The 21,236-nt window shown below is 55.9% G+C and carries 13 protein-coding genes; 4 read left to right on the top strand and 9 right to left on the bottom strand.

Going from position 1 to position 21,236, the window contains the following annotated elements; all coding sequences use genetic code 11:
* Nucleotides 1-17: 17 nt before the first annotated feature.
* The 3 genes from glpC to glpA are packed head-to-tail and all read right to left on the bottom strand — an operon-like array spanning nt 18 to nt 4,040.
* On the bottom strand, nt 18-1,208 hold the full coding sequence (glpC, locus tag ABFI50_RS02300; protein WP_048997198.1) for an anaerobic glycerol-3-phosphate dehydrogenase subunit GlpC: 1,191 nt from the start codon (nt 1,206-1,208) through the stop codon (nt 18-20).
* Nucleotides 1,205-2,422 carry a glycerol-3-phosphate dehydrogenase subunit GlpB gene (gene glpB, locus ABFI50_RS02295; RefSeq protein ID WP_180253204.1) on the bottom strand — a complete coding sequence of 406 codons (1,218 nt, stop codon included), beginning with the start codon at nt 2,420-2,422 and terminating at the stop codon, nt 1,205-1,207. Before glpB ends, glpC begins: the two co-directional genes overlap by 4 nt.
* The gene (glpA, locus tag ABFI50_RS02290) at nt 2,412-4,040 is read right to left on the bottom strand and encodes an anaerobic glycerol-3-phosphate dehydrogenase subunit A (protein ID WP_347485250.1); all 1,629 of its coding nucleotides are present in this window, start codon (nt 4,038-4,040) and stop codon (nt 2,412-2,414) included. Before glpA ends, glpB begins: the two co-directional genes overlap by 11 nt.
* Before the next feature lie 252 nt (nt 4,041-4,292).
* On the opposite strand from glpA, the gene glpT reads away from it, so the two are divergent.
* Complete coding sequence (gene glpT / locus ABFI50_RS02285; protein ID WP_014884613.1) at nt 4,293-5,645, top strand: glycerol-3-phosphate transporter; 1,353 nt, start codon at nt 4,293-4,295, stop codon at nt 5,643-5,645.
* Nucleotides 5,646-5,656: 11 nt separating this feature from the next.
* A complete protein-coding gene (glpQ, locus tag ABFI50_RS02280) occupies nt 5,657-6,712 on the top strand; it encodes a glycerophosphodiester phosphodiesterase (protein ID WP_050862915.1) in 1,056 nt (351 codons plus the stop codon).
* A gap of 81 nt (nt 6,713-6,793) precedes the next feature.
* Here the strand turns inward: glpQ and yfaE are convergent, their stop codons facing one another.
* From yfaE to ubiG, 4 genes are all read right to left on the bottom strand, one after another.
* On the bottom strand, nt 6,794-7,048 hold the full coding sequence (gene yfaE / locus ABFI50_RS02275; RefSeq protein WP_008500234.1) for a class I ribonucleotide reductase maintenance protein YfaE: 255 nt from the start codon (nt 7,046-7,048) through the stop codon (nt 6,794-6,796).
* Entirely contained in the window at nt 7,048-8,178 is a 1,131-nt protein-coding gene (nrdB, locus tag ABFI50_RS02270; protein WP_014884611.1) for a class Ia ribonucleoside-diphosphate reductase subunit beta, read from the bottom strand. Before nrdB ends, yfaE begins: the two co-directional genes overlap by 1 nt.
* Nucleotides 8,179-8,278: 100 nt before the next feature.
* Nucleotides 8,279-10,564: a class 1a ribonucleoside-diphosphate reductase subunit alpha gene (gene nrdA, locus ABFI50_RS02265; protein ID WP_014884610.1), complete on the bottom strand. Its 2,286-nt coding sequence runs from the start codon at nt 10,562-10,564 to the stop codon at nt 8,279-8,281.
* 347 nt (nt 10,565-10,911) lie between these two features.
* Nucleotides 10,912-11,640 (bottom strand): bifunctional 2-polyprenyl-6-hydroxyphenol methylase/3-demethylubiquinol 3-O-methyltransferase UbiG, encoded by a 729-nt coding sequence (gene ubiG / locus ABFI50_RS02260; RefSeq protein WP_014884609.1) that lies wholly within the window; start codon nt 11,638-11,640, stop codon nt 10,912-10,914.
* Nucleotides 11,641-11,786: 146 nt separating this feature from the next.
* Here ubiG and gyrA point away from each other — a divergent pair, with 146 nt between their 5' ends.
* A complete protein-coding gene (gene gyrA / locus ABFI50_RS02255) occupies nt 11,787-14,423 on the top strand; it encodes a DNA topoisomerase (ATP-hydrolyzing) subunit A (RefSeq protein WP_014884608.1) in 2,637 nt (878 codons plus the stop codon).
* A 134-nt stretch (nt 14,424-14,557) separates the two neighbouring features.
* Nucleotides 14,558-17,404: a two-component system sensor histidine kinase RcsC gene (gene rcsC / locus ABFI50_RS02250; protein ID WP_023330948.1), complete on the top strand. Its 2,847-nt coding sequence runs from the start codon at nt 14,558-14,560 to the stop codon at nt 17,402-17,404.
* A 79-nt stretch (nt 17,405-17,483) separates the two neighbouring features.
* Here rcsC and rcsB read toward each other — a convergent pair whose 3' ends face one another.
* Together rcsB and rcsD are read right to left on the bottom strand one after the other, a co-directional pair.
* Nucleotides 17,484-18,134 carry a response regulator transcription factor RcsB gene (gene rcsB, locus ABFI50_RS02245; RefSeq protein ID WP_003859405.1) on the bottom strand — a complete coding sequence of 217 codons (651 nt, stop codon included), beginning with the start codon at nt 18,132-18,134 and terminating at the stop codon, nt 17,484-17,486.
* Between the two features lie 16 nt (nt 18,135-18,150).
* Complete coding sequence (gene rcsD, locus ABFI50_RS02240; RefSeq protein ID WP_014884607.1) at nt 18,151-20,823, bottom strand: phosphotransferase RcsD; 2,673 nt, start codon at nt 20,821-20,823, stop codon at nt 18,151-18,153.
* Between the last annotated feature and the right edge of the window lie 413 nt (nt 20,824-21,236).

Genomic DNA, 21,236 nt, shown 5'->3' with positions numbered 1-21,236 from the left:
GTTCGCCCCGGCCATGTTCAGCCCAGCGCGTTCGCCAACAGGGTAATCGGATGCTCACAGCGCTTGCTGGTGGACATCTCGATCTGCCATTTACAGGTTTCGCAGTCGGTCACCACGATATCCGCGCCGCTCTCTTCGATCTGTCGGAACAGCGGGGCGCCAATCGCCTGGGAGGTTGCGTAGTTTTCGCGCTTAAAGCCGTAGGTTCCCGCAATCCCGCAGCAGCGCGAATCCAGCACCGTCAGCTCAAGTCCGGGAATTAACCGCAGCAGCTCAAGCGTATAGAGCGACCAGCCCATTTTCTCCATATGACACGGGGTGTGATACACCACTTTCAGGGGCAATTTCCCCAGCGGCAACGTCTGCCCGCTATCGAGCTTGCGCCACAGGAAGCGTGTCGCCAGCTCGATGTGCTCGCGCAGGCCGGTATTATCCACGTCCAGCAGATGCGGGTACTCATCGCGCAGGGTGAAGGTACAGGTGGACGAGGTCGCCAGCACCGGAATACCTTTATCGACAATCGCTTCGCGCAGTGACGTGACATTGCTCTGAGCCTGCCTGCGCGCTTTATCGGTAAACCCGTTGGCGATCAGCGGTACGCCGCAGCACTTCTCTTTGTTCAGTAGCTGAACGCCCGTTCCCATGGCGTTTAGCACCTTCAGCAGGTCTTTGCCTAACTGCGGGTGGTTGTAATTCACATAGCAGCCGTGGAAAAAGGCCACCTGGTCGGCGTACTGCGCCTGCTCCGCCGCGACGGATTTGTACCAGCGGCGGAAGGTGCCGTGAGAATATTTCGGCAGGCTGCGGTGATGGTCTATCTTCAGCGTCGCATCCAGCAGCTGGCGCACCGGCTTGAGCGAGGTCGCGGCATTCACCAGCGGTGCAAACGGCGTCGAGACGCTGCCCATCAGATCGGTATGGCTCAGAATTGCGTCACGCAGCGTCGGCTTTTGCGTGCTGTAGCGCGCCCGGGCGCGCTGGATGATATCGCCGATTTTCACATCCGACGGGCAGGCGACTTCACAGCGTTTGCAGTTGATACAGTATTTCAGCGCCTCGTCGTACAGCTTACCGTCCTTCAGACGCAGACGCTCGCCGTCCGGCCCGGCCTGTTTCGGTCCGGGATAGCGCGGGTTCACGCCGCTGACCGGGCAGACGGTCGTGCAGACCGTGCATTTAATGCAGCTTTCAAAACGGGTATCGTTCATTGTTCCGCCTTCGCGCGCTGGCTAATCTGCTCTGCCACATACAGCGCCGTGACGGCGCAGACCCCGCCACCGCACCCCTGAGTTATGGGATCGTACCCGCCCAACAGCGAGCCAATGGCAAAGAGATTCCTGACGGGCTTACCGGACAGTTGCGGGTGCAGTTGGTTATCAACCATCACGCCGAACTGTTGCCAGGGCTGCGGCGAGAAGAAATCACACTGATACCAGTCCGCGCGGGACGCGCCTTGCCGGACATCAAGCCCCATAATGGCTTCCCGGATGCCCTCCCGGCTGCTCAGCAGCCCGTTGCTGAAGAAACTGCCGCTTGCCAGCACCGTATAGCGGGCGCGAAGCGGAATATCACCGTGGTTGCGGGTCCAGATTTCGCTCACCGCGCCGTCCGTCAGGGTGATTTTTTTCACCTCGTCACCCGCCATCCACACGCCGCCCTGCGCCACAAACTGGCGCTGGAGCTGGGTATGCAGGCGAATGCCGGGCACGGAAGGGGGAAGCGTTGGCAGCAGGCCGAGCGAGCAGGGCAGACGGTCCGACAGCCAGCGCCACAGGCTGTTATCGCTGAGTCCAAAGCAGGCAGGCATCAACAGCGTATCGCAGGTTTCACCGAGCGGTCTGAGCGCCTCATACAGCAGCGGCCATCTGTCTTCGTTATCCAGAAAGCGGGCGATATTCACCGCGCGAAACTCGCTCGGGTTTTCGCGCAGGACATCCAGTTCAGGCAGTTCTATCTCTGCCGTCTCGGCGTTCACGCCCTGGCGACACAGTGACGCCGCCGCAAGATGGGGCTGAAAATCCAGAAAGCCGCTAATACCCACGACCCGTACCCGTCCTGTGCTCACAGGGGCAACGGGGACCTCCTCCGGGCTGAGCCACGCGGAACGCAGGGTGCCAAGCGGCGTGATGCGTTGATGATTTTGCCTGGCGCTCCCCTTCAGACGCGCACCGCAGTCAACCAGCAGCGCTTCGGTTTCCAGCGCAAAGCGGTCAATATGCTGCGCGCCAACCCGATGATACGGGTGCTCCGGCGGCAGTTTGTCGCGGTACGTGTCGTCCACCAGATCCAGCGATCCCGAAGAGAAGTGCAGGGCACTCTGCCCCCGGGTGATAATGGCGCAGCGCAGCCCCTGCTTCGTGAGCTTGATGCCACAGAGCAAGCCCGCCAGCCCGCCGCCGACAATCACGGTATCAAATTTCATCGTGTTGCTCCTTCTCAAGACCGCAAAGCCCCTGGTAGACCCAGCGGGTAAACTCGCTCTCACGCAGGGTATCGCCCCAGGCGACAGGCTGAATGCCTTTCCAGCGCTCGTTTAAAAAGGCGCTGAGCTGATCGAGCGACTGGGTGGCAGTCGTGGTATGAAAACGCTGCAGCAGACCCGCCGCACGGCAGGCGCACAGTTCACCCTGGCAGGTTCCCATGCCGACGCGGGTGCGACGGCGGAGATCGAGCAGGCTCTTGACCGTCAGGTTCTCCACCGCATATTGCACCTCGCCCGCGGTGACGGCTTCGCACTCGCACACCAGGCTGCGGCTCAGCCGACCTTCGCCGAGCCAGACCGGCGTTCTGTCCCCGTGGCGGTAAATCGCGGAACCGCGCAGCGGGGCAGGCAGGGAGATGATTTTTTGCAACGTTTTTTCGGTGGACTGACGCGATCCTGGCAGCGGTTGTTCTGCCGTCACGCACGGCTCGGTATTCCCCAGCTTGCGGCAGACTGCATCGGTGGCCCATTCGGCCATCAGGCGGTAGGTCATTAGTTTGCCGCCTGTAATGGTGATAAATCCGTCCATGCCGTCGCGTTCGGCGTGGTCGAGCAGCACGATGCCCCGGCTGACGTTACGTCCGCTCGGATCGTTATCGCTGGCGACAAGAGGACGCACGCCCGCGTAGGCACGCAGAATACGCGTCTGGGCCATCACCGGGGCCAGTTTCTCACCTTCACGCAGCAGGATATCCACCTCTTCGGCGGTCACGCGGTTGTAGTCAATGTCGCTGTAGTCGACGTGGGTTGAGGTCGTACCAATCAGCGAAATGGTATCGCCCGGCACGAGGATATCGGCATCAGACGGTTTGCGGCAGCGGTTGATCACATGGTTATTGATGCGATGGTCGAGGATCAGCAGCGAGCCTTTCGCCGGGAACATGCGCACCGACAGGTCAGCGTATTCTGCAATGCGCTGCCCCCAGATCCCCGCGGCATTAATGACGACGGAGGCAAACAGCTCGCTGTGTTCGTGGTATTGCGTATCAAACACCCGCACGCCGCAGACGCGATGGCCTTCGCGGATAAGTCCGGTCACTTCATGTCCGGTCAGAATGCGCGCCCCATGTTCCCGGGCATCCAGCATATTGGCGGCGGTCAGGCGGAACGGATCGACGGTGCCATCCGGGACTTTCACTGCGCCAATAAGCGCCGGGTTGACCGACGGTTCCAGCTGCCGTGCCCGTGCCGGATCCATGGCCTCCGCCTGAATACCTGCTGCGTTACAGGCGGTGATAAAGGTTTCCTGAAAGGCGAGGTCATCTTCGGGAAGGGTGATAAAGAGGCCATCGGTCGGTTCAATGCAGTGGCGGGCGATACGCTTGAGGATCTGGTTTTCCGCAATACATTCCCGTGCCGACTCACCGTCAGTGACGGCGTATCGCGCGCCGCTGTGGAGCAGACCGTGGTTTCGCCCGGTCGCGCCCGTGGCAATATCGTGGCGTTCCAGAAGCGTGACGCTTAATCCGCGAAGGGCGCAATCGCGAGCGATACCGGCGCCGGTGGCACCACCGCCAATGATAATCACATCGCTGTAGCGAGGATCGTGAATTGTCATTGTCTTCCCTCAATGTTCGTTTTTTTATCATTTAGCCACATGAAAACTGTGGTTTGTTTGATTTCGAACATAAACGCGCGAAATTCGAAAGTGAAACGTGATTTCATGCGCTTTTTTGCGCATTCTGTCATATTTCTGTAACAATCTGTGCGTTGATTCACAGTAACAATCACCATGATTTCTTAACATCCCCGGCTCTGGAATTCAGGTGCGAGCCACCTGCTCATTCAATTCAAGGCCACGGAGGCTGTCATGCTCAGTATTTTCAAACCCGCGCCGCATCGGGCGCGTCTGCCAGAGGCAGAGATTGATCCGCTATACCGTCGTCTGCGTTGGCAAATTTTCCTGGGGATCTTCTTCGGGTACGCGGCGTACTATCTGGTGCGTAAAAACTTTGCGCTCGCCATGCCGTATCTGGTGGAGCAGGGCTTTTCACGCGGCGATCTGGGGTTCGCGCTGTCGGGGATCTCTATCGCGTATGGTTTTTCCAAGTTCATTATGGGATCCGTGTCGGATCGCTCGAATCCGCGCGTGTTTCTGCCCGCCGGTCTGATTCTGGCGGCTGCGGTGATGTTGTTCATGGGGTTTGTGCCGTGGGCAACCTCCAGCATTGCCGTTATGTTCGTGCTGCTGTTCCTCTGTGGCTGGTTCCAGGGGATGGGATGGCCGCCATGCGGACGTACCATGGTGCACTGGTGGTCGCAGAAAGAGCGCGGCGGCATTGTGTCGGTGTGGAACTGTGCGCATAACGTGGGTGGCGGTATTCCGCCGCTGCTGTTCCTGCTGGGGATGGCCTGGTTCAACGACTGGCACGCTGCGCTCTACATGCCTGCGTTTGGTGCCATTCTGGTGGCGATTATTGCCTTCGCGCTGATGCGCGATACGCCGCAATCCTGCGGCCTGCCGCCGATTGAAGAGTATAAAGACGACTACCCGGATGATTACAGCGAGAAGCACGAAGAAGAGCTGACCGCGAAGCAGATCTTCATGAAGTACGTGCTGCCTAACAAACTGCTGTGGTACATCGCGGTGGCCAACGTGTTCGTTTATCTGCTGCGTTACGGCATTCTGGACTGGTCACCGACCTACCTGAAAGAGGTGAAACACTTCGCGCTGGATAAATCCTCCTGGGCCTACTTCCTGTATGAATACGCGGGGATCCCGGGCACGCTGATCTGCGGCTGGATGTCGGACAAAGTGTTTAAAGGTAACCGTGGTGCAACAGGCGTGTTCTTCATGACCCTGGTGACCATCGCCACCGTGGTGTACTGGCTCAACCCGCCGGGCAACCCGGGCGTAGACATGGCCTGTATGATCGTCATCGGCTTCTTGATTTATGGCCCGGTCATGCTGATTGGCCTGCATGCCCTGGAACTGGCACCGAAAAAAGCGGCAGGCACGGCGGCAGGCTTTACCGGTCTGTTCGGCTACCTGGGCGGTTCGGTCGCGGCGAGCGCCATCGTGGGCTACACCGTTGACTTCTTCGGTTGGGACGGCGGCTTTATGGTGATGATTGGCGGTAGCGTGCTGGCGGTACTGCTGTTGATTGTCGTGATGATCGGTGAGAAACGTCACCACGCGGAAGTGCTGGCGCGTCGTCAATAAGGAACATGACCATGAAATTATCTCATTTAACCACCGGTCTGCTGCTGGCGGGCCTGATGACAGGCTCCGCGCTGGCGGCGGATAAAATCGTGATTGCCCACCGCGGCGCGAGCGGCTATCTGCCGGAGCATACGTTGCCGGCGAAAGCGATGGCCTATGCGCAGGGCGCGGATTATCTGGAGCAGGATCTGGTGATGACGAAGGACGACCAGCTGGTCGTCCTGCATGATCACTATCTTGACCGCGTAACGGACGTGGCGGAGCGTTTCCCGGACCGCGCGCGTAAAGATGGCCGTTTCTACGCCATTGATTTCACCCTGGCGGAGATCCGCTCCCTGAAGTTTACCGAAGGGTTCGAGATTGAAAACGGCAAGAAGGTACAGGTCTATCCGGGACGTTTCCCGATGGGCAAATCTGACTTCCGTATTCACACCTTCCAGGAGGAGATAGAGTTTGTTCAGGGGCTGAACCACTCGACCGGTAAAAATATCGGTATCTACCCGGAAATCAAAGCGCCGTGGTTCCATCATCAGGAAGGGAAGGATATTGCCGCGAAAACCCTGGAGGTCCTGAAGCAGTACGGCTACACCAGCAAGAAGGACAAAGTTTACCTGCAGTGTTTTGACGCCGCCGAGCTGAAGCGCATTAAAACCGAGCTGGAGCCGAAGATGGGGATGGATCTCAATCTGGTGCAGCTGATTGCCTACACCGACTGGAATGAAACCCAGGAGAAACAGCCAGACGGGAAGTGGGTGAACTACAACTACGACTGGATGTTTAAGCCGGGCGCGATGAAGCAGATTGCGCAGTACGCTGACGGCATCGGACCGGATTACCACATGCTGGTGGCAGAAGGCTCCACGCCGGGTCACGTGAAGCTGACGGCGATGGTGAAAGAGGCGCATGCCAGCAAGATGCAGGTCCATCCGTATACCGTGCGTGCAGACCAGCTGCCGCCGTATGCCACGGACGTGAATCAGCTTTATGAGGTGTTGTATAACCAGGCGGGCGTGGACGGGTTGTTTACGGATTTCCCGGATAAAGCGGTGAGTTTTTTGAAGGATTAACACTGGAATTGCCGGGTGGCGGCTGCGCCTTACCCGGCCTACGAACTAACCCTCTCCCACAGGGAGAGGGAATCAGGGCAATCACATCTCGATCTCAATATCGCCTTTTGCCCGGCAGCAGCAGGGCAAAATTTCCCCTTCGTTGATAAAGGCCAGCGGTTCGGTCAGCCAGTCCACCTGGCCGGCGACCAGACGGCAGCGGCAGGAGCCGCAATAGCCGGAACGACACTGGTACTCTACTTCTACCTGATGCGCCTCAAGCGCCACCAGCAGAGAAGGGTGCTCCTCCCGACACAGCACCTCAGTGCCGGAAAGACTTAACGTGACGCGTGACATCAGAGCTGGAAGTCGCTCAGGTCGTCAGTGTTGACTTCAGAATCAATCTGACCGACCAGGTAAGAACTCACCTCCACTTCCTGAGGCGCAACCTGCACGTTATCGGACACCAGCCAGGTGTTGATCCACGGGATTGGGTTAGAACGCGTCTGGAACGGCAGGTCGAGACCGACAGCCTGCATACGGATGTTGGTGATGTACTCAACGTACTGGCAGAGAATGTCTTTGTTCAGGCCAATCATGGAACCGTCGCGGAACAGGTAGTCTGCCCACTCTTTCTCCTGCTGAGCTGCCAGCACGAACAGGTCATAGCACTCCTGCTTGCACTCTTCGGCGATTTCCGCCATTTCAGGGTCATCCGTGCCGCTGCGCAGCAGGTTCAGCATGTGCTGGGTGCCGGTCAGGTGCAGGGCTTCGTCACGGGCGATCAGACGGATGATTTTGGCGTTGCCTTCCATCAGCTTGCGCTCGGCAAAGGCGAAGGAGCAGGCGAAGCTCACGTAGAAGCGGATCGCTTCCAGCGCGTTGACGCTCATCAGGCACAGGTACAGCTGTTTTTTCAGCGCGCGCAGGTTCACGGTAACGGTTTTACCGTTCACGTTATGGGTACCTTCGCCCAGCAGGTGCCAGTAGCTGGTCATCTCGATCAGTTCGTCGTAATAGTGCGCAATGCCTTCCGCACGCTTCTGGATCTGCTCGTTGGTGACGATATCGTCAAACACCACCGCCGGATCGTTCACGATGTTGCGGATGATGTGTGTATAAGAGCGGGAGTGGATCGTCTCGGAGAACGCCCAGGTTTCCACCCAGGTTTCCAGCTCGGGAATGGAAATCAGCGGCAGCAGCGCTACGTTCGGGCTACGGCCCTGAATGGAATCCAGCAGCGTCTGGTACTTCAGGTTGCTGATGAAGATATGCTTTTCGTGATCCGGCAGCGACTGGTAATCAATGCGATCGCGGGAGACGTCTACTTCTTCCGGACGCCAGAAGAAGGAGAGTTGCTTTTCAATCAGCTTTTCGAAGATGTCATATTTTTGCTGATCGTAGCGTGCCACGTTGACCGGCTGGCCAAAGAACATCGGCTCTTTGAGCTGGTCGTTTTTCGTCTGTGAAAATGTGGTGTATGCCATTGCGGTGAGTCCTGTTGAGATTTTATTGCCCGGCAACACTGCGTTTGCCGGGCCTACAAAACCGTAGGCCGGGTAAGCGTAGCGCCACCCGGCGAAGTGCTTAGATCTTACATGCGCCGCTTTCGCAGCCATCGTCCTGAATTGACGGTACCATGTCGTCCTGCGCGTCTTCTGCACCGTCACGGGTGTTGTGATAGTACAGCGTTTTCACGCCAAATTTGTAGGCGGTCAGCAGGTCTTTCAACAGCTGCTGCATCGGTACCTTGCCAGACGGGAAACGCGTCGGGTCATAGTTGGTATTGGCAGAGATCGACTGGTCGATAAACTTCTGCATGATACCCACCAGCTGCAGGTAGCCGTCGTTGTTTGGCATTTCCCACAGCAGCTCGTAGTTGTTCCCGAGTGTTTCGTAGTCCGGTACCACCTGACGCAGCACGCCGTCTTTCGACGCTTTGATGCTGACGTGGCCGCGCGGCGGCTCAATACCGTTAGTGGCGTTGGAGATCTGCGAAGAGGTCTCAGACGGCATCAGGGCAGAGAGCGTGGAGTTGCGCAGACCGTGAGTCTTGATGGACTCGCGCAGGCCTTCCCAGTCAAGGTGCAGCGGCTCGCTGACGATGGCATCCAGGTCTTTCTTGTAGGTGTCGATCGGCAGAATGCCTTTTGCATAGGTGGTTTCGTTGAACCACGGGCATGCGCCTTGCTCTTTCGCCAGCTCGTTAGACGCTTTCATCAGGTAATACTGAATGGCTTCGAACGTCTGGTGCGTCAGGTTATTGGCGCTGCCATCGGAGTAACGCTTACCGTTTTTCGCCAGCCAGTAGGCGAAGTTAATCACGCCGATACCCAGGGTACGACGACCCATCGCGCCACGTTTAGCGGCCGGAATTGGGTAATCCTGGTAGTCCAGCAGGGCGTCGAGAGCGCGAACCGCCAGCACGGCCAGCTCTTCCAGCTCGTCCAGGCTTTTAATTGCACCCAGGTTGAACGCAGACAGCGTACACAGCGCAATTTCGCCATTTTCGTCGTTCACGTCTTCCAGCGGCTTGGTCGGCAGGGCGATCTCAAGGCACAGGTTAGACTGGCGTACTGGCGCAACCACCGGATCAAACGGGCTATGGGTGTTGCAGTGGTCAACGTTCTGGATGTAGATACGGCCGGTAGAGGCACGCTCCTGCATCATCAGGGAGAACAGATCGACCGCCTTCACGCGCTGCTTGCGGATGCTGTCGTCTTTTTCATATTTGGTGTACAGACGCTCGAACTCGTCCTGATCGGCGAAGAACGCGTCGTACAGGCCCGGGACGTCGGACGGGCTGAACAGGGTAATGTCTTCCCCTTTCAGCAGACGGGTGTACATCAGTTTGTTGATCTGTACGCCGTAGTCCATGTGACGCACGCGGTTGCCTTCCACGCCACGGTTGTTTTTCAGCACCAGCAGGCTTTCCACTTCCAGGTGCCACATTGGGTAGAACAGGGTCGCAGCACCGCCGCGCACGCCGCCCTGAGAGCAGGATTTCACTGCCGTCTGGAAGTGCTTGTAGAATGGGATACAGCCGGTGTGGAACGCTTCACCGCCGCGAATCGGGCTGCCCAGTGCACGGATGCGACCGGCGTTGATGCCGATACCGGCGCGCTGGGAGACGTATTTCACAATGGCGCTGGAGGTCGCATTGATGGAATCCAGGCTGTCGCCACACTCGATCAGTACGCAGGAGCTGAACTGACGGGTAGGGGTACGCACGCCAGACATGATTGGCGTTGGCAGAGAAATCTTGAACGTCGATACCGCATCGTAGAAACGCTTCACGTAATCCAGACGGGTGTCACGCGGGTAGTTTGAGAACAGGCAGGCGGCCACCAGAATATAGAGGAACTGGGCGCTTTCGTAGATCTCACCGGTAACGCGGTTCTGAACCAGGTATTTGCCTTCGAGCTGCTTCACCGCCGCATAGGAGAAATTCATATCGCGCCAGTGATCGATAAACCCGTTCATCTGCTCGAACTCTTCTTCCGTATAGTCTTCCAGCAGATGCGTGTCGTATTTGCCCAGCTCAACCATTTTCACCACGTGATCGTAAAGCGCAGGCGGCTCAAACTGGCCGTAGGCTTTTTTACGCAGGTGGAAAATCGCCAGACGTGCAGCAAGGTACTGATAATCCGGTGCGTCGCGGGAGATCAGATCTGCCGCTGCTTTGATAATCGTTTCGTGGATATCAGACGTTTTGATGCCGTCGTAGAACTGAATGTGGGAACGCAGTTCAACCTGGGAGATAGATACGTTGTTCAGTCCTTCTGCTGCCCAGTCGAGAACTCGATGGATTTTGTCCAGATTGATACGCTCGGTCGTCCCGTCGCGCTTTGTCACCAGCAGACTCTGATTCATGTGGGTTTTACCTGTCCGTGAAATAAAAAATATCCCCCGCTTATCCACAGAACCGTCTTGTGACTAACTCTGTGGATAAATACTACATATAGGGGGTTTGCGATAAGAAAAACGCTATATGGTGAGTATTCTAGTATCGAATCTTTTCAGCACAAGGGTTGATTTTGACGTTAAATTGAGGTTGTGAAAGGGTAAAAAAGGCTAAGTCCTCGTACCGTAAGGCCTGGACGACATGTCAATAATTAAGAAAAAAAATTCAAAATTTGATCGAGTGCTGATTTCTTCAACGGGAGGGCAGAATTGCGCAACATGATGTCGCGCAATATTTATAAGAATAACGAATGACGTTAGTCGTTTTTGGCGGTTGTATGCAACATATAGTTAACATCCACGCCCGGGGCGAGTTTGAATTTATCGGTCAATGGATTGTAGTGCAGGCCGGTAATGTGCTGCTCTTTGAGCCACGTCCTATCAACCCAGCTCAGTAATTCAGCAGGCTTGATGAATTTCTTCACGTCGTGCGTGCCTTTTGGCACCATGCGCAGCACATATTCCGCGCCGACGACGGCCATCAGCCAGGCTTTACCGTTACGGTTGATGGTTGAGAAGAAGACCTGACCGCCCGGTTTCACCAGTTTTGCGCAGGCGTTCACCACGGATTGCGGATCGGGAACGTGTTCCAGCATCTCCATGCAGGTCACCACATCATACTGGTGGGCATGTTTTGCCGCGTGTTCTTCCACGGTTTCCTGCACGTATTCAACCTGGATCCCTGACTCCAGCGCATGGAGACGGGCCACCTGCAAGGGTTCAAAGCCCATATCCAGACCGGTGACCGTCGCGCCTTCGCGCGCCATGCTCTCCGCCAGGATGCCGCCGCCGCAGCCGACATCAAGCACCTTCTTACCGAACAGGCCGCCGGAACGCTCCGCGATATAGCCCAGACGCAGCGGGTTAATGCGATGCAGCGGTTTGAACTCACCTTCGAGATCCCACCAGCGGGACGCCACCGCTTCAAATTTGGCAATCTCTTCGTGGTCAACGTTGTGAGCCACCGGGGATTTTTCGGCATTCATGGGCGCTTTTACTCCTTATTTAGCAAGACAAAGGAGTATATCAGGCAATCCCCATGAATAAAGCGTATAGGTTTACCTCAATCACCGCGGCTGTGTTATAATTTGCGACCTTTGAATCCGGGATACAGTAGAGGGATAGCGGTTAGATGAGCGACCTTGCGAGAGAAATTACACCGGTTAACATCGAGGAAGAGCTGAAGAGCTCCTATCTGGACTATGCGATGTCGGTCATTGTTGGCCGTGCGCTGCCGGACGTCCGCGATGGCCTGAAGCCGGTACACCGTCGCGTACTATACGCCATGAACGTATTGGGCAATGACTGGAATAAAGCCTACAAAAAATCTGCCCGTGTCGTTGGTGACGTAATCGGTAAATACCATCCCCATGGTGATTCCGCGGTGTACGACACTATCGTCCGTATGGCGCAGCCATTCTCGCTGCGTTACATGCTGGTAGATGGTCAGGGTAACTTTGGTTCTATCGACGGCGACTCCGCCGCGGCAATGCGTTATACGGAAATCCGTCTGGCGAAGATTGCCCATGAGCTGATGGCCGACCTGGAAAAAGAGACGGTTGATTTCGTTGATAACTACGACGGCACGGAAAAAATCCCTGACGTCATGCCGACGAAAATCCCTAACCTGCTGGTGAACGGCTCGTCCGGTATCGCCGTGGGTATGGCAACTAACATTCCGCCGCACAACATCACGGAAGTGATCAACGGCTGCCTGGCCTATATCGAAGATGAAGACATCAGCATTGAAGGGCTGATGGAGCACATCCCGGGCCCGGACTTCCCGACGGCGGCGATCATCAACGGTCGTCGCGGTATTGAAGAAGCGTACCGCACCGGTCGCGGCAAGATTTACATCCGTGCCCGCGCCGAAGTGGAAGCGGACGCTAAAACCGGCCGTGAAACCATTATTGTTCACGAGATCCCGTATCAGGTGAACAAAGCCCGTCTGATTGAAAAAATCGCCGAGCTGGTAAAAGAAAAACGTGTTGAAGGCATCAGCGCGCTGCGTGACGAGTCTGACAAAGACGGTATGCGCATCGTGATTGAGATCAAACGCGACGCGGTGGGTGAGGTTGTACTGAACAATCTGTACTCCCAGACTCAGCTTCAGGTCTCCTTCGGTATCAACATGGTGGCACTGCACCATGGTCAGCCGAAGATCATGAACCTGAAAGAGATCCTGAGCGCGTTCGTGCGTCACCGCCGCGAAGTGGTGACCCGCCGTACCATCTTTGAACTGCGCAAAGCGCGCGACCGTGCGCACATCCTTGAAGCGCTGGCGGTTGCGCTGGCCAACATCGACCCGATCATTGAACTGATCCGTCGTGCGCCAACCCCGGCAGAAGCAAAAGCCGGACTGGTATCCCGTCCGTGGGATCTGGGTAACGTGGCGGCGATGCTGGAGCGTGCGGGTGATGACGCGGCGCGTCCTGAGTGGCTGGAACCTGAGTTCGGCGTACGTGACGGTCAGTACTACCTGACTGAACAGCAGGCCCAGGCGATTCTGGATCTGCGTCTGCAGAAACTGACCGGCCTTGAGCATGAAAAACTGCTCGACGAATACAAAGAGCTGCTGGAGCAAATTGCCGAGCTGCTGCACATTCTGGGCAGTGCAGAGCGCCTGATGGAAGTGATCCGCGAAGAGCTGGAGCTGGTCCGCGACCAGTTTGGCGACGAGCGCCGCACCGAAATCACCGCGAACAGCTCTGATATCAACATTGAAGATCTGATCAACCGCGAAGATGTGGTGGTCACCCTGTCTCACCAGGGCTATGTGAAGTATCAGCCGTTGACCGACTACGAAGCACAGCGTCGTGGCGGCAAGGGCAAGTCTGCGGCACGTATTAAAGAAGAAGACTTTATTGACCGTCTGCTGGTGGCCAACACCCACGACACGATCCTCTGCTTCTCCAGCCGTGGCCGTCTGTACTGGATGAAAGTCTATCAGCTGCCTGAAGCGAGCCGTGGCGCGCGTGGTCGTCCAATCGTCAACCTGCTGCCGCTGGAAGCGAACGAACGTATCACCGCCATTCTGCCGGTACGCGAGTACGAAGAGGGCGTGAACGTCTTTATGGCGACCGCCAGCGGTACCGTGAAGAAAACCGCGCTGACCGAGTTCAGCCGTCCACGTTCCGCCGGGATCATCGCGGTGAACCTGAACGAAGGCGACGAGCTGATCGGTGTGGATCTGACCTCCGGTTCTGATGAAGTCATGCTGTTCTCTGCGGCCGGTAAAGTGGTGCGCTTCAAAGAGAACGCCGTGCGCGCAATGGGTCGTACAGCGACCGGTGTACGCGGTATCAAACTGGCGGGTGAAGATTCCGTTGTTTCCCTGATCGTTCCTCGCGGCGAAGGTGCAATCCTGACCGTCACCCAGAACGGTTACGGTAAACGTACCGCGGAAAGCGAATACCCGACCAAATCACGTGGCACGCAGGGCGTTATCTCTATTAAGGTTACCGAGCGCAACGGTTCCGTTGTGGGTGCGGTACAGGTCGATGATGCCGACCAGATCATGATGATCACCGATGCCGGTACGCTGGTGCGTACACGCGTATCTGAGATCAGCGTGGTGGGTCGTAACACCCAGGGCGTTATCCTCATCCGTACTGCGGAAGATGAAAACGTGGTGGGTCTGCAGCGCGTGGCTGAGCCGGTGGATGACGAAGAGCTCGATTCCATCGACGGTAGCGTTGCGGAAGGTGACGATGAAATCGCGCCGGAAGCGGACACCGACGATGATGCAGCGGATGACGCTGACGAGTAATGTCTCCTGACGCAAAAAGGGCCGGATTCCGGCCCTTTTCTTTTACGTAAGCAGACAAGTGAACGTTGCGGCAAGCCGCGTTTACCGCTACCTTAACCACATTCTTTTGACCCCGACGGCGGAGCCTCGCCCCTTTGAAATACCTCGTCTCCTTTCGTACCACGCTGAAAGTTTCTCGCTATCTGTTCCGGGCGCTGGCGCTCCTGCTTTGGTTGCTGGTGGTCCTGCTGTCGGTGTTCTACATCGTCAACGCGCTGCACAAGAAAGAAGCGGAGATCCGCCAGGAGTTTAATTTAAGCTCCGATCAGGCCCAGCGTTACATTCAGCGAACATCTGATGTAATGAAGGAGCTGAAGTATATTGCTGAAAACCGGCTGACGGCGGAAAACGGCATCCTGGCGCTTCGCGGTCGTAATGATAAAACCGAAGTGCCGGACTTCCAGCCGCTGTTCCCGGACTCCGACTGCTCCACCATGAGCAACACCTGGCGCGGGTCGCTGGAATCCCTCGCCTGGTTTATGCGCTACTGGCGCGACAATTTTTCCGCCGCCTACGATCTCAATCGCGTCTTCCTGATTGGCAGCGAAAATCTCTGCATGGCTGACTTCGGCCTGCGCGACGTGCCCGTCGAGCGTGATGATGCGCTGAAAAGCCTGCATGAGCGTATTGTGAAATATCGCAATGCGCCGCAGGACGAGCGCGGGAATAACATCTTCTGGATTAGCCAGGGGCCGCGCATGGGCGTGGGCTATTTCTACGCGCTGACGCCGGTTTACCTCGGTAACCGCCTGCAGGCGCTGCTGGGCATTGAGCAGACCATCCGCATGGAAAACTTCTTCACCCCAGGCAGCCTGCCGATGGGTGTGACCATTCTGGATGAAAACGGACATCAGCTGATCTCGCTTGCCGGGCCGGATAACCGTTTGAACGTCGATCCGCACTGGATGCAGGAACGCTCGTGGTTTGGTTACACCTCCGGCTTTCGTGAGCTGGTGCTGAAAAAAAGCCTGCCACCGTCGTCGCTGAGTATCGTCTACTCGCTGCCGGTCGATATGGTACTGGAGCGGATACGCATTCTGATTATGAATGCAATTCTGCTCAATCTGCTGGTGGGAGGGGCGCTGTTTACGCTGGCGCGCATGTATGAGCGAAGAATCTTTATTCCCGCCGAAAGTGACGCCCAGCGTCTGGAAGAGCACGAGCAGTTTAACCGTAAGATAGTCGCCTCCGCACCGGTGGGGATCTGTATTCTGCGTACTCAGGACGGGACCAACATCCTGAGTAACGAGCTGGCGCACAACTATCTGAACATGCTGACGCATGAGGATCGTCAAAGGCTGACGCAAATCATCTGCGGTCAGCAGGTAAACTTTGTCGACGTGCTCACCAGCACCCATACCAACCTGCAGATCAGCTTTGTTCACTCCCGCTATCGTAATGAAAACGTGGCGATTTGCGTGCTGGTGGATGTCTCCGCACGCGTGAAGATGGAGGAGTCGTTGCAGGAGATGGCGCAGGCGGCGGAGCAGGCCAGCCAGTCGAAATCTATGTTCCTTGCCACCGTCAGCCACGAGTTGCGTACGCCACTGTACGGGATTATCGGTAACCTCGACCTGTTGCAGACGAAAGAGCTGCCGAAAGGGGTCGACAGGCTGGTGACGGCGATGAACAACTCCTCCAGTCTGCTGCTGAAAATCATCAGCGATATTCTCGATTTCTCTAAAATTGAGTCTGAGCAGTTGAAAATCGAACCGCGGGAGTTTTCGCCGCGTGAAGTGATGAACCACATCAGCGCCAACTATCTGCCGCTGGTGGTGCGTAAACAGCTGGGGCTCTACTGCTTTATTGAACCGGATGTGCCGCTGACGCTGCACGGCGATCCGATGCGCCTGCAGCAGGTCATCTCTAACCTGCTCAGCAACGCCATCAAATTCACCGATATTGGCTGTATCGTGTTACACGTCTGCCGGGCGGGGGATTACCTGAGCATTCGCGTCCGTGACACGGGTGTAGGCATCCCGGCGAAAGAAGTGGTTCGCCTGTTCGACCCGTTCTTCCAGGTCGGCACCGGCGTGCAGCGTAACTTCCAGGGTACCGGTCTGGGGCTGGCGATTTGTGAGAAGCTCGTCAGCATGATGGACGGTGATATCTCGGTGGATACCGAGCCCGGCATGGGTAGCCAGTTCACCATCCGTATTCCGCTCTATTCGGCGCAGTATCCGGCAAAAGCGACGGTTGACGGGCTGAGCGATAAGCGCTGCTGGCTGGCGGTGAATAACGCTTCGCTGAATGATTACCTGACGGCGCTGCTTACCCATAGCGGCGTGAGGGTGTGCCGCTATGAAGACCAGACGCCGGACGCGGATGACGTGCTGATCGCCGACGAGATGCCGGAACAGGCGTGGCAGGGGAGAGGAACGGTACTCTTCTGTCGTCGCCACATTGGCATACCGGTTGAACGTGCGCCGGGAGAGTGGGTACACAGTGTCGCCACGCCGCATGAGCTGTTGAGCCTGCTGGCACGCATCTACAAAGTGCAGCTGGAAGAGAACGACGGAGCCGGTGAATTGCCGTCACCGGAAGGTCTGGCGTCAGTGAATGACGATATGATGATTCTGGTCGTGGATGACCATCCGATTAACCGCCGACTGCTGGCAGACCAGCTCGGGTCGCTTGGCTACCAGTGCAAAACGGCCAATGACGGCGTGGATGCGCTGAATGTGCTGAGTAAAAATCATATTGATATCGTTCTCAGTGACGTCAACATGCCTAACATGGACGGCTACCGTCTGACGCAACGTATCCGCCAGCTTGGCCTGACGTTGCCGGTGGTGGGCGTCACGGCGAACGCGCTGGCGGAAGAGAAACAGCGATGCCTGGAGTCAGGCATGGACAGCTGTCTGTCGAAACCGGTCACGCTGGACGTGCTGAAGCAGACCTTGTCGGTCTATGCGGAACGCGTCAGGAAAACGAGGATCTAAAAAAGGCCCTTTCGGGCCTTTTTTATTTGCCCGGCGGCGCTTCGCTTGCGCGAACACCACCCGGCATTTACTGCGGTGATCAATCCTTGTCCGTTGCGCTCAGCGTCACGGAGGAGAGATAGTTCAGCAAGGCAATATCGTTGTCCACACCCAGCTTCATCATTGCGGATTTCTTCTGGCTGCTGATGGTTTTAATACTGCGGTTCAGCTTCTTGGCAATCTCGGTCACCAGGAAACCTTCAGCGAACAGGCGCAGAACTTCGCTCTCTTTCGGTGACAGACGTTTGTCACCGTAGCCACCCGCGCTGATTTTTTCCAGCAGACGAGAGACGCTCTCAGGCGTGAACTTCTTGCCTTTCTGCAGCGCAGCGAGCGCTTTTGGCAGATCGGTCGGTGCGCCTTGTTTCAGCACAATCCCTTCGATGTCCAGATCCAGCACGGCGCTCAGGATCGCCGGGTTGTTGTTCATGGTCAGAACAATGATCGAGATGTCCGGGAAGTGACGTTTGATATATTTGATGAGCGTAATCCCATCACCGTACTTATCTCCAGGCATGGAGAGATCGGTAATGAGCACGTGCGCATCAAGCTTTGGGAGGTTATTGATCAGTGCTGTAGAGTCTTCAAATTCACCGACTACATTCACCCACTCGATCTGTTCAAGCGATTTGCGAATACCGAACAGTACAATCGGATGGTCATCGGCAATAATTACGTTCATATTGTTCATGTATAAGGCTACCTTGCTACAGCAAGCTTTTGACGTAGTCGTCAATGTCGCTGATGTATTTTTCAATGCCAGAGGCATCTTTCTCACGAATTAGATGTTCCAGCGTTTCACATAACTGCTTGCCGGGAACCAGATTAAGCATGGCAAACACCCCTTTAAGCCGGTGTGCTGTCTGCGCCAGCGCTGCAAAATCATTCGCAGCGGACTCAGTATACAACCGCTTAACATCATCTGGTACTGTATCAACAAAGAGTGAATAGTATCCGCTGGCGTGAAGCTCGGCGTTTTCATTGCCGCCTAACGGGGATTCCGTTATCTCATCCTGCGCCAGCTGCTCTTCTATTAGTTGTAGTACAGCTTCCTGCATCGCATTGCTTATATTAAAGTTGACGCGCAGCTGGCCAGGGCCGATTTTCCGCACGCCTGACTCATCATCGCTTAAAAGCAAGCCCGAGGCAGTAAGATTAGACGGATTATCAGTTAAAAACAGATCAAATTCTTGACTTGCCAGTCGTTCATCCGGCGTGATGCAGGCCGCGCCCCAGTTTTCTAACTGACGCACCACGATGTTGCGGATCTCGTTTGAGGTCACATCCACCATCGCCACCACGTCATCCAGCAGGCGTTCTTCATCTTCTTCCTGCGGATTGACGGCCATTTTCACGTGCAGAGAGTAGCGGGTGCCGAGCGATTCACGTGCTTTGATATTCAGGTGGCCGCCGAGCTTACGCGCCAGCTGATCGCACAGCCAGAAGGTCAGGGCGTTAGCCTTACCGTAATGATCGCTTTGTGTGTCATTCAGGAACGGGAAGTGCAGATTATCAATTTCACTCGTCGTGACGCCTTCCCCGGTGTCCAGAATGCGGAACGTCAGGCGATCTTCTGCCGACTCGTCGGTGCTCACTTCGAGGGTGATCTTGCCGATCTGCGTGGTGGTCACGGCATACTGAATAATCATCAGCAGAATGCGACGTAGCGCTTCGCGATCGCCATGGCGTTCGTCATTCGCCGGTAAATGGTTGTTGATCAGCAGCTGCAGACCTTTACGCTTGATCACCGGCAGGACTTCCGGAACCACTTCATCGATCAGATCCTGAATGGAGAAGAGGGAAGGCGTACCTTTCCAGAAATCATTCTCCAGCATGTTCGCTAACTGGATCTCATCCACCATACGAACCAGCGAGTCGGCCTGGCAGGCAAGCTGGTGGCTTTCAGAGGTGTTTAACGCCGCCGCCTGGGTTGCCAGCGTTTTTAACGGCTGTTTGAAGGCGTCGCCAATATTCTGCATAAAGGCGGCGCGCCCCTGCTGGTTCTTCTCATACAGCCTTTGCGCCTGCTTGAGTTTCTTATTCACCAGCACTTCGCGATCCTGGTCGCGGATAATGAAGATTTGCGTGCGTGGGGCCACCTGACTGCGGAACTGACGGATCTCGTACAGTTCATTATTGATGGTGGCCTGAATAACCCCCTGGTGCTGATCCGCCATGGTGGTGATGTTCTGCAGGTTAAGATGCGGTAGCAGATGGTCTGCAATTTTATTGCTCATCACCGTGCGGTTCGCTTCCTGATCGTGGACTAATACGCCCAGCGGCAGCACGGAAACAATCTCTTCATTGAGCGCGCGTAACACGCGAAGTTCATTCGTGTTGCCCGCGGTGACCGCAGAGGCGTCGCTCTGACGTCCCGGCTGGAAGCGGAAGGTGCTGTAGCCAAACAGGGCCAGCGCCAGCAGGCCGATATTCAGCAGCAACGGCAGCAAAATATTTTGCAGGGTATCGAGCAGCAGGGTGCCAAACGGTACCTGCCACACCAGGCGCATGCCGGTTGAGTTCAGTGACGAGGCAATTTCAATTTTCGAGCCGTTAAAGGAGATGGTGACGCTCTCTGCGGCCTCTTTGTCCGACGCCGCGCGCATGTTCTGGGTACTGCTGTCTGGCTCCATACGGAAGCTGTCGAGCGGCATATCCGGCGGGATCAAATCATTAATAGGCAAATCAAACGCCACGACCGTCGCCAGATGTCCCGGCTGGTTGAACGTGGTACGCAGGGTAAAATAGTGACCATTTTGCCAGGCCAGGCGGCGCAGCGATGAGAAACTTTCACGCTCATCAAGGGCATTCGCCTGCTGCAGCATTTCTGCACGGCGGGAATCGACAATGCCGCCAACGGTCGTCTCTTTAAAACCAGAAGAGAGATCTTTCAATGGCAGCGTCGAGATCAGGATCATGCTGTTGTCCTGACCATTCAGATAGTACATCGACCACGGCACCGTCTCGGCACCCCAGAGGGTATCCAGATAGGTTGAAATACGCTGCGTCATCTCAAGCGTTGCGCTGTCGTGAGAGCCAAAGATAAGCGCCTCAGTCTTACGCTGCGGTTTTTCGAGATAGTAGACATCCTGCTTAAGCCGGGTCTCCTGAAGCCCATCCCCGGATGCGCTTGCAGGCGCTGCGGCAATATTGTCGTAAATCTGCCAGGTGGCGTAGCGCCAGGTATCAATGCGCTTGTGGACGGCATGAGTGATATCAACCACCTGGTAGCTCTTGTCCTTCAGCCAGGCGTTTACCGCGCTCTGCACCATCACGCCCAGGGTGACTAATAACACAACGATCAAAAGAAGAAAGAAACGGGTGATGCTCCCGGGAAGAAGGGAGAATTTGCTCGGGGCGGTAGTTTCAGTCTGACTCATTGATATCTTTAACCCGTAATGGTCGTGCTCTGTGGCGATAGGGCAGTATAAAGGGTAATACCTGAATTTCCAGCGCCACTGGCCTGGAACAGGCGACTTTTTCAGGGAACACTGAGGAAGAGGCGATGTGCGTTAAAAGTGTACAAGTTCACGATGCGTGTACAAATAAAAGAAACTTCTCGCCAGTAAATAGCACGAATTAACAAGAAATTAAGTTTCTGCTGAATTTTTGCACGTTGGTTGACCCTCGTAACGGGATTAGTTAATAGTCGTTACAATTTCGTGCTGGTAGCACATAAAAAGAAAAGTTACGTAAAGAAGGGTAAAAAAAAACCGAATGCGATGCATTCGGCTCAATTAGGGATAAACAGACATTCAAAACTGAATGACGGTAATAAATAAAGTTAATGATG

Source organism: Enterobacter sp. HNDS-6, from assembly GCF_039850505.1.
Lineage (GTDB): Bacteria > Pseudomonadota > Gammaproteobacteria > Enterobacterales > Enterobacteriaceae > Enterobacter > Enterobacter kobei.
This window is presented reverse-complemented; position numbering and strand designations above follow the sequence as displayed.